Source organism: Sphingomonas sp. G5 (assembly GCF_052660795.1).
Map to the genome: position 1 here is coordinate 1,951,137 of NZ_CP109660.1, position 13,722 is coordinate 1,964,858.

General features: G+C 69.3%; 13 protein-coding genes. 1 reads left to right on the forward strand and 12 read right to left on the reverse strand.

The window, feature by feature from the left end:
* Window positions 1–62: 62 nt before the first annotated feature.
* From serA to NE358_RS09555, 9 genes are all read right to left on the reverse strand, one after another.
* Complete coding sequence (gene serA, locus NE358_RS09515; RefSeq protein ID WP_103208803.1) at window positions 63–1,667, reverse strand: phosphoglycerate dehydrogenase; 1,605 nt, start codon at window positions 1,665–1,667, stop codon at window positions 63–65.
* Between the two features lie 293 nt (window positions 1,668–1,960).
* Entirely contained in the window at window positions 1,961–2,299 is a 339-nt protein-coding gene (locus tag NE358_RS09520) for a bacitracin resistance protein (protein ID WP_289937955.1), read from the reverse strand.
* The gene (locus tag NE358_RS09525) at window positions 2,296–2,838 is read right to left on the reverse strand and encodes a DNA polymerase III subunit gamma/tau (protein ID WP_141377231.1); all 543 of its coding nucleotides are present in this window, start codon (window positions 2,836–2,838) and stop codon (window positions 2,296–2,298) included. The genes NE358_RS09520 and NE358_RS09525 overlap by 4 nt, the downstream gene beginning before the upstream one ends.
* Window positions 2,839–2,980: 142 nt before the next feature.
* Window positions 2,981–4,006, reverse strand: coding sequence for a ketol-acid reductoisomerase (ilvC, locus tag NE358_RS09530; RefSeq protein ID WP_056230637.1), 1,026 nt, complete (start codon window positions 4,004–4,006; stop codon window positions 2,981–2,983).
* Window positions 4,007–4,071: 65 nt separating this feature from the next.
* A complete protein-coding gene (gene ilvN / locus NE358_RS09535) occupies window positions 4,072–4,581 on the reverse strand; it encodes an acetolactate synthase small subunit (protein ID WP_056230635.1) in 510 nt (169 codons plus the stop codon).
* A 1-nt stretch (window position 4,582) separates the two neighbouring features.
* Complete coding sequence (locus NE358_RS09540) at window positions 4,583–6,391, reverse strand: acetolactate synthase large subunit (RefSeq protein ID WP_116239949.1); 1,809 nt, start codon at window positions 6,389–6,391, stop codon at window positions 4,583–4,585.
* A gap of 45 nt (window positions 6,392–6,436) precedes the next feature.
* Entirely contained in the window at window positions 6,437–8,155 is a 1,719-nt protein-coding gene (ilvD, locus tag NE358_RS09545) for a dihydroxy-acid dehydratase (protein WP_289937964.1), read from the reverse strand.
* A gap of 64 nt (window positions 8,156–8,219) precedes the next feature.
* Complete coding sequence (gene otsB / locus NE358_RS09550; RefSeq protein ID WP_289937966.1) at window positions 8,220–8,999, reverse strand: trehalose-phosphatase; 780 nt, start codon at window positions 8,997–8,999, stop codon at window positions 8,220–8,222.
* Window positions 9,000–9,060: 61 nt separating this feature from the next.
* Entirely contained in the window at window positions 9,061–10,551 is a 1,491-nt protein-coding gene (locus tag NE358_RS09555) for an alpha,alpha-trehalose-phosphate synthase (UDP-forming) (RefSeq protein WP_116239951.1), read from the reverse strand.
* 144 nt (window positions 10,552–10,695) lie between these two features.
* Here NE358_RS09555 and NE358_RS09560 point away from each other — a divergent pair, with 144 nt between their 5' ends.
* Complete coding sequence (locus NE358_RS09560) at window positions 10,696–10,950, forward strand: cytochrome c-type biogenesis protein (protein ID WP_103208787.1); 255 nt, start codon at window positions 10,696–10,698, stop codon at window positions 10,948–10,950.
* A 70-nt stretch (window positions 10,951–11,020) separates the two neighbouring features.
* On the opposite strand, the gene NE358_RS09565 is transcribed toward NE358_RS09560, so the two are convergent.
* Genes NE358_RS09565 through NE358_RS09575 form a run of 3 tightly spaced genes read right to left on the reverse strand, consistent with a single transcriptional unit; the run spans window position 11,021 to window position 13,628 of the window.
* On the reverse strand, window positions 11,021–12,208 hold the full coding sequence (locus NE358_RS09565; protein WP_103208785.1) for an acetyl-CoA C-acetyltransferase: 1,188 nt from the start codon (window positions 12,206–12,208) through the stop codon (window positions 11,021–11,023).
* Window positions 12,205–12,855 carry a CoA transferase subunit B gene (locus NE358_RS09570; RefSeq protein ID WP_289937976.1) on the reverse strand — a complete coding sequence of 217 codons (651 nt, stop codon included), beginning with the start codon at window positions 12,853–12,855 and terminating at the stop codon, window positions 12,205–12,207. Before NE358_RS09570 ends, NE358_RS09565 begins: the two co-directional genes overlap by 4 nt.
* Window positions 12,855–13,628: a CoA transferase subunit A gene (locus NE358_RS09575; protein WP_141377240.1), complete on the reverse strand. Its 774-nt coding sequence runs from the start codon at window positions 13,626–13,628 to the stop codon at window positions 12,855–12,857. Before NE358_RS09575 ends, NE358_RS09570 begins: the two co-directional genes overlap by 1 nt.
* Window positions 13,629–13,722: the final 94 nt, after the last annotated feature.

A 13,722-nucleotide genomic window follows, 5' to 3' on the forward strand; every position in this document is an offset into this window, starting at 1 on the left:
CCGGCCCAGAACAACGGAAGAGGGGGCCGCCGCAGCGACCCCCTCCCCCTGACGACCGGGCCTCAGCCCTCGACGATGTCGATCTGCCGAAACAGGTCGGCGCCGACGGCCTCGCGCATGGCGCCGAGGATCTCGTCGGGAACGGGCGAGTCCACCGTCAGCACCGAGAGCGCACGACCCGTGGCATCCGGTGCCGCCACCTGGAGGCCCGCGATGTTGATGCCCGCCTCCCCCAGCTTCTGGCCGTAGATCGCGACAATGCCCGGACGGTCGGCGTAGCGCATGACGACATGGTGCTGTTCGATGGGCACCTCGATCTCGTAGCCGTTGATCGAGACGACCTTCGGGACCATCCGCGTGCCGGCGAGCGTGCCCGCGACCTCGAGCGTGGACCCGTCGGCCAGGGTGCCGCGGAGGATGGTGATGTTGCGGTAGAGCGGGCTCTCGGCCTCGACGACCAGACGCGCCTCGACACCGCGCTGTTCGGCGAACAGCGGGGCGTTGACGTACGAGACGCTCTCGCTGACGATCCGGCTGAAATAGCCCTTCAGCGCGGCCAGGCGGTAGACGCTGACGTCGTACTGCGCGAGCTCTCCGCGCACCTCGATGTCCAGGCTCGTGAGCGCGCTGTCCGCGAGACCGCTGAAGAACTGGCCGAGCATTTCAACGAGGGCGATACCGGGGCGCACGAAGGGATCGATCGCACCGCCCGCGACGTTCACGGCATCCGGGACGAGGTCTCCCTCGAGCGCCAGCTTGACCGAGCGCGCGACCGAGACGCCGGCCTTCTCTTGCGCCTCCTCGGTGCTCGCGCCGAGGTGGGGCGTGACGACGACGTTCGGCAGGTCGAGGAGCTTGCGAGCGGGGCCGCCCTCGACCGGGGGCTCTGTCGTGAAGACATCGAGTCCGGCGCCCGCGATCTCACCGGCCGTGAGCGCGTCGAAGAGCGCCTCTTCGTCGATGAGACCACCGCGGGCGACGTTGACGACGTAGGCGGTCTTCTTCATACGACGCAGCTGCTCGGCGCCGATCATGCCCGTCGTCTCGGGGGTCTTCGGCATGTGGATCGTCACGAAGTCGCTCTGCTCGAGCAGTTCGTCGAGAGAGACGAGCTGCACGCCGAGCTGCTGCGCGCGAGCCGCGGTGACGTACGGGTCGTACGCGATGACGCGCATGTCGAAACCCTGCAGACGTGCGGCGATGAGCGCGCCGATACGACCGAGACCGATGATGCCGATCGTCTTCTCGAACAGCTCGGTGCCGGTGAACGAGCTGCGCTTCCACAGGCCCTGCGCGAGCGAGGCGTGCGCCGCCGGGATGCGGCGCGCGAGGCTCAGGACGTGCCCGACCGTCAGCTCGGCAGCCGAGATGATGTTGGAGGTCGGCGCGTTGACGACCATGACACCGGCCGCGGTCGCCGACTTGATGTCGACGTTGTCGAGGCCGACACCGGCGCGGGCGACCACCTTCAGCGACGGCGCGGCCGCGAGGGCCTCGGCGTCGATCTGAGTGGCCGAGCGCACGAGCACCGCGTGCGCCTCGGCCAGAGCCGAGAGCAGCGCGGGGCGGTCGGTCCCGTCGACGTTGCGCACGTCGAAGTCGGGGCCGAGCGCGTCGATCGTGGCGGGAGAGAGTTCTTCGGCGATGAGCACGACGGGCTTCGTCACGGATGCGTCCTTCGAAACGGTGCTGGGGGCTGCCGCGCACCGTCGCACACCACCGGCGCGAACCGGGCGCGCGACCCGTGCGGGCCGTCTGCCAGCCTAGCGCGGGGGCGACGCCGCACCCGACCGTGTGACGGCGGACGACAGGGCAGCGGGCGGACGCTCAGCATCGCGAGACGGCATCTCGCTGACGAACCCGCGTCAGAATGACGCCCACCTGTCAGCGGGGTGCAGTCTCCCGCCCATGGGCGCCGCACCGGGCAGAAGGAGGTCCCGGATGCCGGAAACCCGCCGCGTCAACCGCCGTACAGACCGTACGACGTGGTGCCGTAGCCGACGATCGCGAGCCAGAACGCGGCGGAGAGCGTCAGGCCAGCGAGCAGAACGACCGCGAGTTCGCCCGCCTTGCGGCGCTGGCCGATCGCGAAGGCGACGCCGAACGCGAGGAGGGGGAACACGATCGGCAGGATGTAGACGAACCAGCCCAGGCCGTTGAGCCCGAGCGGGCCGTTGACCTGCTGGATGACCAGAGCGACCGAGCTCCAGACGACGTAGGCGTAGAAGAGTCCGAACAGGCCCGAGATTGTGACGAGGAGCCAGGTCGGCAGGTGGCGGGTGCGGGCGGGGGTGCTCATGCGAAAGCTCCCAACGACAGGAAGGGCCAGGGAACGAGCAGCACGATTCCCACGATCAGCAACAGGAACCGCTGCCAGGTGCGCCACTTACGGGTCAGTGCGAGCACCGCGACGAACCACACGACGGGCGCGAGGGCGGCACCGATCGTGAGCGCGATGACGGTCACCGACGGGATGGGAAGCCCCAGCCCGTTCAGGCGGAGTCCCGCGAGCAGCCACCCGATCGCGAAGAGAAGGAAGGTCGCCGCGACCATGCCGATGCCGACGAGGCCGACGTTTCCGAGGGGCGCCGCGTGGCCGGCATCCAGCTCCTCGCCATCGGTCACCGCGACGGCGGTCGGCTCGGAAGCGGCAGGCTCAGGATGCCGGGCGACCGGCGCTGCGGCGGGCGCTTCGGGCTGCAGGGGCTCGAGGGGCTCGGCTTCGACCCGCGGCTCGGTCTCGGCGGAACGCGTCGGCGCAGGCTTGTCGCCGACGTCGAGGGTGGGGTCGTCGTCACCGCCCCAGGACAGGGCGTCGTCATCGCGCGGAGTGCTCACGGGACCACGCTAGCGGCGCTCCCCCGCGCCCGGGTCGCGCCCCGCCGATCGCCGGGGTCCACGGCATCCAGACCCGAACGACGCCGCGGAGAACGCGAACGCCCCGGAACCGCGGGGTCCCGGGGCGTTCGCGTCGGACGGATCAGCGCGCGGCCGAGCCCTCGACGTAGTCGGTGTCCTGCTGCTTCCACGCGAAGAGGCCGCGGAGCTCCTTGCCGGTCGCCTCGATGGGGTGACCCTGCTCCTTCTCGCGGAGCTCGAGGAACTCGGGGGCGCCCTTGTCCTGGTCGGCGATGAAGCGCTCGGCGAAGGCACCCGACTGGATGTCGCTGAGGACGGCCTTCATGCTGGCCTTGACGTCGGACGAGATGACGCGGGGGCCCGAGACGTAGTCGCCGTACTCGGCCGTGTCGGAGATCGACCACCGCTGCTTGGCGATGCCGCCCTCCCACATGAGGTCGACGATGAGCTTGAGCTCGTGCAGCACCTCGAAGTAAGCGATCTGGGGCTGGTAGCCCGCCTCGACGAGGGTCTCGAAGCCGGCCTGCACGAGGTGGCTCATGCCACCGCAGAGCACGGCCTGCTCACCGAACAGGTCGGTCTCGGTCTCTTCGGTGAACGTCGTCTTGATGACGCCGGCGCGGGTGCCGCCGATGGCCTTCGCATACGAGAGGGCGGTGTCCCAGGCCGAGCCCGAGGCGTCGCGCTCGACGGCGATGATGTCGGGGATGCCGCGGCCCGCGACGTACTCGCGACGCACGGTGTGACCGGGAGCCTTGGGGGCGACCAGGATCACGTCGACACCCTCGGGGGCGTCGATGTAGCCGAAGCGGATGTTGAAGCCGTGCGCGAAGGCGAGCGTCTTGCCCTCGGTGAGCTTGTCCTTGATCGAGTCGGCGAAGATCGAGCGCTGGTGCTGGTCGGGCGCCAGGATCATGATCAGGTCGGCCCACTCGGCGGCGTCCGCGACGTTCTTGACCTCGAAGCCGTCTTCCTGCGCCTTGGCGGCAGACTTGGAGCCGTCCTTGAGCGCGATGACGACCTCGACACCGGAGTCGCGGAGGTTCTGCGCGTGCGCGTGACCCTGCGAGCCGTAGCCGACGATCGCGACCTTCTTGCCCTGGATGATCGAGAGGTCGGCGTCGTCGTCGTAGAAGATCTCTGCCATGAGGATGTTTCTCCTTGAATCGTGGCCCCCGCTCAGGGGCCGCTGGTGAATGGAAGTTGAGGAATTCAGCCGCGCAGGACGCGCTCGGTGATGCTCTTGCCGCCGCGACCGACGGCGAGCAGGCCCGACTGCGCGAGTTCTTTCACGCCGAACGGCTCGATCGCCTTGAGGAAGGCGGCGACCTTGCCCGAGTCGCCGGTGATCTCGATCACGATGGCGTCAGGGGCGTAGTCGACGACCGACGCGCGGAAGAGGTTGACGACCTCGAGCACGTTGGAGCGGCTGGCGTTGTCGGCGCGCACCTTGACGAGCACGTGTTCGCGCTGCACGGAGCTGGCGGGGTCGAGCTCGACGATCTTGATGACGTTGATGAGCTTGTTGAGCTGCTTGGTCACCTGTTCGAGCGGCAGACCCTCGACGTCGACGACGACCGTGATGCGCGAGAGACCCGGCACCTCGGTGACGCCCACGGCGAGCGACTCGATGTTGAAGCCGCGACGGGCGAAGAGGCCCGCGACGCGCGTGAGCAGACCGGGCTTGTCCTCGACGAGGAGGCTCAGAACGTGGCGGGACATCTCAGTCCTCCTGCTCGTTGAAGGTGGGCGAGTGATCGCGCGCGTACTGGACGTAGCTGTTGCTGACGCCCTGCGGGACCATCGGCCACACCATCGCGTCGGCGCTCACGACGAAGTCGATGACGACCGGGCGGTCGTTCGTGTCGAGCGCGAGCTGGATGGCCGCATCGATCTCGTCTTCCTTCTCGACGCGGATCGCCAGGCACCCGTACGCCTCGGCCAGCTTGACGAAGTCGGGGACGCGGCGCGTGCCGTGACCCGTGTTCAGGTCGGTGTTGGAGTGGCGTCCGTCGAAGAACAGCGTCTGCCACTGGCGCACCATGCCGAGCGAGGAGTTGTTGATGATCGCGACCTTGATCGGGATGTCGTTGATGACGCAGGTCGCGAGCTCCTGGTTGGTCATCTGGAAGCAGCCGTCGCCGTCGATCGCCCACACGGCACGCTCGGGCTGGGCCACCTTGGCGCCCATGGCCGCGGGCACGGCGTACCCCATGGTGCCTGCGCCGCCGGAGTTCAGCCACGCGTTGGGGCGCTCGTACTTGATGAACTGCGCGGCCCACATCTGGTGCTGGCCCACGCCCGAGGCGAAGACGCCCTCGGGTCCGGTCATCTCGCCGATGCGCTGGATCACGTATTGCGGCGAGAGCAGACCATCGGTGGTGGGCGTGTACCCGAGCGGGAATTCCTCGCGGAGGCCGTTCAGGTAGGTCCACCACTCGGTGTAGTCATGCGGGTTCTCGGCGTCGGCCGCCCGGAAGGCGGCGTCGAGGTCGACGAGCACCTCTTTCAGATCGCCCACGATCGGCACGTCCGCCGTGCGGATCTTGGAGATCTCGGCGGGGTCGATGTCGACGTGCACCACCTGGGCGTGGGGGGCGAACAGCGCCGCCTTGCCGGTCACACGGTCGTCGAAGCGGGCACCCAGCGAGACGATGAGGTCGCTCTCCTGCAGCGCGAGCACCGCGGGAACGGTGCCGTGCATACCGGGCATGCCGAGGTGCTGCTCGTGCGAGTCGGGGAACGCACCGCGCGCCATGAGAGTCGTGACCACCGGTGCACCGGTCGCCTCGGCCAGCACCTTCAGCTCGGCCGACGCGTTCGCTCGAATGGTGCCGCCGCCGACGTAGAGCACGGGCTTCTTGGCGGTGGCGAGCAGCTGGGCCGCGGCCTGGATCTGCTTGCCGTGGGCCTTGGTGACGGGCCGGTAGCCGGGGAGCTCGACCTTGGGGGGCCAGACGAACGGCGCCTCGGCCTGCTGCGCGTCCTTCGTGATGTCGACGAGCACGGGACCGGGGCGACCGGTCGAGGCGATCTCGAACGCCGCGGCGATCGCGCCGGGGATCTCGTCGGCCGACTTCACCAGGAAGGAGTGCTTGGTGATCGGCATGGTGATGCCGACGATGTCGGCCTCCTGGAAGGCATCCGTTCCCATGAGCGTCGAGAACACCTGGCCGGTGATGCACACGAGCGGCACCGAGTCCATGTAGGCATCGGCGATCGCAGTGACGAGATTGGTCGCGCCGGGGCCCGACGTCGCGATGGCGACGCCGACCTTGCCGGAGGCGGCGGCGTAGCCCTCGGCCGCGTGGCCGGCGCCCTGCTCGTGACGCACGAGGATGTGGCGCACGTGCTCGTCGTCCATGAGCGGGTCGTAGACGGGCATGATCGCCCCGCCCGGCAGACCGAAGACATCGGTGACGCCGAGCAGGTCGAGCGATCGGACGACCGCCTGCGCGCCGGTCATCACGGGCGCCGGAGCGGTGCGGGCGGGCGGCCGCGGCACGGCCGTCGTTGAGGAATCGATGGACATGGGAGTACCTCGAGAACCGGGAGAAGGTGAGAAGGGGGACGGCCGTCAGCCCGTGACCGCGCCCTCCGCGGCGGAGTGCACGAGCTTGGAGTACTTGGCCAGAACGCCACGGGTATAGCGCGGGGGAAGCGGTTCCCAGCCTTCGCGGCGGGAACTCAGCTCGGCGTCATCGACGATCAAGTCGAGAGTGCGAGCGGCGATATCGACCCGTATCAGATCACCATCGCGCACGAAGGCGATAGGACCTGCGTCCACCGCTTCGGGAGCTATGTGGCCGATGCACAGGCCGGTTGTGCCGCCTGAGAATCGTCCGTCCGTCAACAGTAGTACATCTTTTCCGAGCCCCGCGCCCTTGATGGCGGCGGTGATCGCGAGCATCTCGCGCATACCGGGACCGCCCTTGGGGCCCTCGTAGCGGATGACCACGACGTCGCCGGCGGTGATCTCGCCCGCCTCGAGGGCGTCCATCGCGCCGCGCTCGCGCTCGAACACGCGAGCGGGACCCTCGAAGACGTTGCCGTCGAAGCCCGCCGACTTCACCACGGCACCCTCGGGGGCCATCGAGCCGTGCAGGATCGTGATGCCGCCGGTGGCGTGGATCGGGTCGTCGAACGAGTGGATGACCTTGCCGTCGACCGGGTCGGGGTTCAGGTCGGCGAGGTTCTCGGCGAGCGTCTTGCCCGTGACGGTGAGCGCGTCGCCGTGGAGCAGACCCTCGTCAAGCATGGCCTTCATGATGACCGGGATGCCGCCGTGCCGGTCGACGTCGTTCATCACGTACTGACCGAAGGGCTTCATGTCGGCCACGTGCGGCGTGCGGTCGCCGATGCGGTTGAAGTCGTGCAGGTTCAGCTCGACCTCGGCCTCGTTCGCGATGGCGAGCAGGTGCAGCACGACGTTGGTCGAGCCGCCGAGCGCCATGGCGAGGGCGATGGCGTTCTCGAACGCCTCTTTGGTGAGGATGTCGCGCGTGGTGATGCCCTGCCGCAGCAGGTTGACGACGGCCTCTCCCGAGCGGTGGGCGAAGTAGTCGCGGCGGCGGTCGGCGGAGGGCGGGGCGGCCGAACCCGGGAGGCTGAGACCGAGCGCCTCGGCGACCGATGCCATGGTGTTGGCGGTGTACATGCCACCGCACGCGCCCTCACCGGGCGCGATCGCGCACTCGATGCGCTTGAGGTCGGCCTCGCTCATCTTGCCCGCGAGACACGCGCCGACGGCCTCGAACGAGTCGATGATCGTGACGTCCTTCTCGGTGCCGTCGCTGAGCTTGACCCAGCCGGGAGCGATCGAACCCGCGTAGAGGAAGACGCTCGAGAGATCGAGTCGAGCGGATGCCATGAGCATGCCCGGAATCGACTTGTCGCAGCCCGCGAGCAGCACGGACCCGTCGAGGCGCTCGGCCATCATGACGGTCTCGACGCTGTCGGCGATGACCTCGCGCGACACGAGCGAGAAGTGCATGCCCTCGTGGCCCATCGAGATGCCGTCGGAGACGGAGATGGTGCCGAACTGGAGCGGGTAGCCGCCGCCGGCGTGCACCCCCTCTTTCGCGCCCTGCGCGAGGCGATCGAGGCTGAGGTTGCAGGGGGTGATCTCGTTCCAGCTCGACGCGATGCCGATCTGGGGCTTTTCCCAGTCCTCGTCGCCCATCCCGACCGCGCGGAGCATTCCGCGGGAGGTGGTGGCTTCGATGCCGTCGGTGACGACGCGACTGCGGGGCTTGATGTCGAACTCGCCGGTGTTCGGATTCTGCGGTGCGGGCATTGTCGAAGTCTATTGCGCGCGCCGACGACGTGACGCGAACGGGGCGGGTCGAACCGGCGTCGATTCAGTGGATGTGCGCTCGGCGCAGGCGTGCGACGTCATCCAGCACCGCCACGAAGGCGTCGATGTCCTCCACGCGCAGCGTCGCCGCGGTGTCTCCCCCGCCCACGCGCACGCCGAGGTCACCGGCATCCAGGGAGCTCAGAGCATCTTCATCGGTGACGTCGTCGCCGGCGAAGAGCACGGCCGTCGCCCCGACACGCTCGCGCAACCGTGCCACGGCGGAATCCTTGCCCTCGTGTCGGAACGAGAACTCGAGGATGTCGTGTCCGGTGCGTCGACGCCACGACGGCGCCTCCGCCGCGAGCAGCTGGTCCACGAGCGATCGCGCGGCGTCGGCGGTGTCGGCATCCGCGGTGCGCGTGTGCACGCCGAGGCCGTACTCTTTCGGCTCGATCCAGACCCCCTGCATGTCGGCGGTGCGGTCCGTGACCTCTTTCTGCAGGCGGTCACGCAAGGCGATGTCGGTCTCGTCGTCGCCGGCAGCCTGGGCACCCGCCCCGGGAATCCAGAACTGCGCGCCATGCGAGCCCGCGAGCCAGATGGGCGAGGAATCGTCGTGCTCGGAGATCTCGCGCAGGTGTCCGAGCGAGCGCCCCGAGACCAGCGCGACGACCGTGCGCGGAAGCATCGCGAGGGCGTCGACCGCGGCCCGGGCACCCGGGGTCATCCGCGCCGACATCGGCTCGTCGACGAGCGGCGACAGCGTGCCGTCGAAGTCGAGCGCGACGAGGAGCGTGTCGGTGGTGGCGACGGCCTCGACGGTCGCGTCTGCTGCGGTCACTCGGCATCCACCCCTCTCGTGACGCCGGCAGCGGTCACGTCGAACGTCACGTCGGCGGCGGTCATTCGGCATCCGTTTCGTCGATGGGCTCGCGTTCGGGGACCGAACCGTCGTCGCCCTCGCCGACCTCGGCCGCCGCGGCGGCGCTCGACGATTTCTCGTGGAAGACCGACAGCGCGTCGAGGAACTCACGCGACCAGTCCTCGACGTCGTGGTCGCGCACGCGCTTTCGCAGGGCGCGCATGCGGCGGCCCTGCTCGGCGGCGGGCATGTCGATCGCCCGCAGGATCTGGTCTTTCAGGCCGTCGATGTCGTGAGGGTTGACGAGCAGCGCGCTGCCCATCTCGTCGGCGGCCCCCGCGAACTCGCTCAGCACGAGCACGCCGCGGTTGTCGATGCGGCTGGCGACGTACTCCTTCGCGACGAGGTTCATCCCGTCGCGGAGCGCCGTCACGAGCATGACGTCGGCGGCGAGGAACAGGGCGACCATCTCTTCGCGCGGGTACGACTGGTGCAGGTAGCGGATGGCCGTGTGGGTGGTGGTGTCGTAGTCGCCGTTGATGCGCCCGACGGTCATCTCGATCTCGTCGCGCAACTGCACGTAGGCATCGACCCTCTCGCGGCTCGGGCTCGCCACCTGCACGAGGGTCGCGTCCTCGACGGTGGCCCGACCGTCTTCGAGCAGTTCGCCCCACGCCTTCAGACGGTGGCGAATGCCCTTGGTGTAGTCCAGGCGGTCGACGCCCAGGAGGATCTTGCGGGGGTTGCCGAGACCCTCGCGGATCTCCTTCGCGCGCTGCTGGATCTCGGGCTTCTGCGCGAGCTCGATGTAGGAGTCGGCGTCGATCGAGATCGGGAACGCCTTCGCGAGAGCCACGCGCGTGCCGCCCGCGGAGTCGGGGACCAGGATGCCGCTGGCTTTGGTCTCGTATCGCAGCTGACGCCGCACGGCCCGGGCGAAATTGCCGGCATCCGCCACGCGCTGGAAGCCGATGACATCGGCGCCGAGCAGCCCCTCGAGCACCTGTTTGCGCCAGGGCAGCTGCGAGTACAGGCCGTAGGCGGGGAACGGGATGTGGTGGAAGTAGCCGATCGTCAGGTCGGGGCGGAGTTCGCGCAGCAGTTTGGGAACGAGCTGGAGCTGGTAGTCCTGTACCCAGACGATCCCGCCTTCGGCGGTGACGTCGGCGGCGGCACGAGCGAAGCGCTCGTTCACCTTGACGTAGGCGTCCCACCACGCGCGCTTGTACGTGGGCGCGGCGATGACGTCGTGGTAGAGCGGCCAGATGGTGTCGTTCGAGAAGCCCTCGTAGTACAGCTGCACGTCTGCGGCCGAAAGGGGCACCGGAACGAGGTGCGTGCCCTCGAAGTCGAAGGGCTCGACGGTCACATCGGCTTGTCCCGCCCACCCGACCCACGCGCCCTCGGCGCTGCGCATCACCGGTTCGAGAGCGGTGACGAGACCGCCGGGTGAGCGTCTCCACCCCTCTCCGTCGGGGGTGCGATCGACGGGCAGTCGGTTGGCGACGACGACGAAATCGGCCTGGGGCACAGGTCCTCCTCGGGGATCTTCCTCAGGCTAACAGCGGGTGCGATCGCGTCGAGGGGGTGGACGGATTGCGCGAGGTCGTTCCGGGAATCGACCCGCTCCTGTCAAGGTCCGACGCCGGAGCGCCCCGCTCGATAGGTTGGGCGCATGCGGCAGTACATCTTCGGAACCGGTCTTCTCAGCGCCATCACCGGCGGCATCACCCTCTTGAGGGGCCTCAAGAACGACGAGCCGTTCACCTGGCGCACGGCGCTGGCATGGCTCAGCTGGGGCATCACGCTGGCTCTCGCGATCGGCGCGGTCGTCGACACGCGTCGCGCGCGCCGGGGGCGCGTGATCGCGGGCGACTCCCCCGTCTCCAAGAAGCAGGAGAAGCTCTTCAAGAAGCGCCTCGCACGCTGACTTCACGACGGTCGGAGGGATGCCGTGGCCTCGAGGTCGCGGCATCCCTCCGCCGTGGGTGCGGGTGACGTCAGCGGGTCAGGATCAGCGCGTCGCCCTGACCCCCACCGCCGCAGAGCGCGACCGCGGCCGTACCGCTGCCCCGCCGCACCAGCTCGTGCACGGCGTGCACGACGAGGCGGTTGCCCGACGCGCCGATCGGGTGACCGATCGCGATGCCGCCGCCGTGCGGGTTGACGACCTCGTCGGAGAGGCCGAGCTCGGCCTGCGAGCGGGCGACGACCGCGCCGAAGGCTTCGTTGATCTCGACGAGATCGAGCTCGGAGGCCGAGATCTGCTGCTTCTCGAGCGCCCGGGCGATCGCGCGGGCGGGCTGGTCGTGCAGGGAGTTGTCGGGGCCGGCGACCTGACCTGAGGCGCCGACGACGGCCAGCACGTCCCACCCGCGCTCGGCGGCGATCGCTCGGGTGGTGACGACCACCGCCGACGCGCCGTCGGAGATCTGCGAGGCGTTGCCCGCGGTGATCGAGCCGCCCTCGGTGAAGGCGGGGCGCAGCTTCGCGAGCGTCTCGACCGTCGTGTCGGCGCGGATGCCCTCGTCGGCGGTGACCACGACCGGGTCGCCCTTCCGCTGCGGGATCGACACCGGCACGATCTCGGCGTCGAAGATCCCCTCCGCTTGCGCGGCGGCGGCGCGCTGGTGGGAGCGCGCGGCCACGGCATCCTGAGCTTCGCGCGTGACCTCGTACCGGGCGTTCGCGCGCTCGGTCGACGCGCCCATGCTCTCGCGGTCATAGGCGTCTGTGAGGCCGTCGAACGCCAGGTGGTCGAGCACCTCGACCGAGCCGTACGCGTAGCCGTCGCGCGAGTTCATCAACAGGTGCGGGGCGCGGGTCATGGACTCCATACCCGCGGCGACGACGACGGTGGCGTCGCCGAGGCGCAGCATGCGCGCGGCGTCGATGATCGCCGTGAGGCCCGAGAGGCAGACCTTGTTGATCGTGGCGCTGTGCACGTCCCATCCGATACCCGCGGCGATCGCGGCCTGTCGCGCGGCGTTCTGCCCGGCCCCGGCCTGCAGCACCTGGCCGACGAGCACCGCATCGACAGTGTCGGCCGGGATGCCGCCGCGCTCGAGCGCCCCGCGGATCGCGGTGGCGCCGAGCTGCACCGCGGTGAGCGGGGCGAGCTGGCCTTTCAAGCGCCCCTGCGGGGTCCGGGCGGCGGCGACGATGACGACGTCGTTCTCGGTGGTCATGCGATCTCCTCGGTGAGTCTCACGGTCAGCGCGGGCTCGGTGGCGGCCCGCACCTCGTCGACGCTCACCCCGGGGGCGAGCTCGACGAGCACGAGTCCATCCTCCGTCACATCGAGGACGGCGAGGTCGGTGATGATGCGATCGACGACGCCGCGGCCGGTGAGCGGCAGCGAGCACTCGTCGACGATCTTCGGCGAGCCGTCTCGGGCGACGTGCTCCATCAGCACGATCACGCGGGCGGCGCCGTGGACGAGGTCCATCGCTCCGCCCGGGCCCTTCACCATCTTGCCGGGGATCATCCAGTTGGCCAGGTCTCCGGATGCCGACACCTGCATCGCCCCGAGGATCGCGGCGTCGATCTTGCCGCCGCGGATCATTCCGAAGCTCAGCGCCGAGTCGAAGAACGCCGACCCCGGGAGGGTGGTCACGGTCTCTTTGCCGGCGTTGATGAGGTCGGCATCCACGGCATCTTCGGTCGGGTAGGGACCGACGCCGAGGATGCCGTTCTCTGACTGGAGCACGACCGTCATACCGTCGGGCACGTAGTTGGGCACGAGGGTGGGCAGGCCGATGCCGAGGTTGACGTAGGAGCCGTCGGCGAGCTCGCGAGCGGCGCGGGCGGCCATTCCGGTGCGGGAGAGAACCATCAGCGGGTCTGCTCACTCACGGTGCGCTTCTCGATGCGCTTGGGGATGTCGGGGCCGACCTCGACGATGCGGTGCACGTAGACACCGGGGAGGTGCACGGCATCCGGATCCAGCTCGCCGGGTTCGACGAGGTGCTCGACCTGAACGATGCAGGTGCGGCCGGCCATCGCGGCGAGGGGGTTGAAGGCGCGCGCGGCCTTGCGGAAGACGAGGTTGCCGTGACGATCGGCCTTGTAGGCGTGCACGAGCGAGAAATCGGTGGTGATGGCCTCTTCGAGCACGAACTCGCGTTGCTCGCCGTTCACCTCGAACGTACGCACGTCCTTGACCGGCGACGCCACCGCGATGCCGCCTGCCCCGTCGTAGCGACGCGGCAGGCCGCCCTCGGCGACCTGGGTGCCCACGCCGGTCTGCGTGTAGAAGGCCGCGATCCCCGACCCGCCGGCCCGGAGCTTCTCGGCGAGGGTGCCCTGCGGGGTGAGCTCGAGCTCGAGTTCGCCCGAGAGGAACTGCCGTTCGAACTCCTTGTTCTCGCCGACGTACGACGAGGTCATCTTGCGGATGCGGCCGGCCCCGAGCAGGACACCGAGCCCCCAGTCGTCGACGCCGCAGTTGTTCGACACGACCGACAGGTCGCGGGTCCCCTGGGCGAGCAGAGCCTCGATGAGGGCGACGGGGTTGCCCGAGAGTCCGAACCCTCCGACGGCGAGCGACGCTCCGTCGGGGATGTCGGCGACGGCCTCGGCGGCCGAGGCGACGGTCTTGTCGATCACGCGAACTCCTTCGTTTCGTGCTCCTACGCTGCGCCGGGTGGGCCCGCGGAGTCGACCGCGCTCTTGTCATGTGGATGACGTGGGGCATAGCGTC

Excerpts from the sequence above, each read along its gene's own strand:
- NE358_RS09560 (WP_103208787.1), top strand. The coding sequence starts at position 10,696 with ATGCGGCAGTACATCTTCGGAACCGGTCTTCTCAGCGCCATCACCGGC.
- NE358_RS09565 (WP_103208785.1), bottom strand. The coding sequence starts at position 12,208 with ATGACCACCGAGAACGACGTCGTCATCGTCGCCGCCGCCCGGACCCCG.
- NE358_RS09540 (WP_116239949.1), bottom strand. The coding sequence starts at position 6,391 with ATGTCCATCGATTCCTCAACGACGGCCGTGCCGCGGCCGCCCGCCCGC.
- ilvN (WP_056230635.1), bottom strand. The coding sequence starts at position 4,581 with ATGTCCCGCCACGTTCTGAGCCTCCTCGTCGAGGACAAGCCCGGTCTG.
- NE358_RS09520 (WP_289937955.1), bottom strand. The coding sequence starts at position 2,299 with ATGAGCACCCCCGCCCGCACCCGCCACCTGCCGACCTGGCTCCTCGTC.
- NE358_RS09570 (WP_289937976.1), bottom strand. The coding sequence starts at position 12,855 with ATGGTTCTCTCCCGCACCGGAATGGCCGCCCGCGCCGCTCGCGAGCTC.
- ilvC (WP_056230637.1), bottom strand. The coding sequence starts at position 4,006 with ATGGCAGAGATCTTCTACGACGACGACGCCGACCTCTCGATCATCCAG.
- ilvD (WP_289937964.1), bottom strand. The coding sequence starts at position 8,155 with ATGCCCGCACCGCAGAATCCGAACACCGGCGAGTTCGACATCAAGCCC.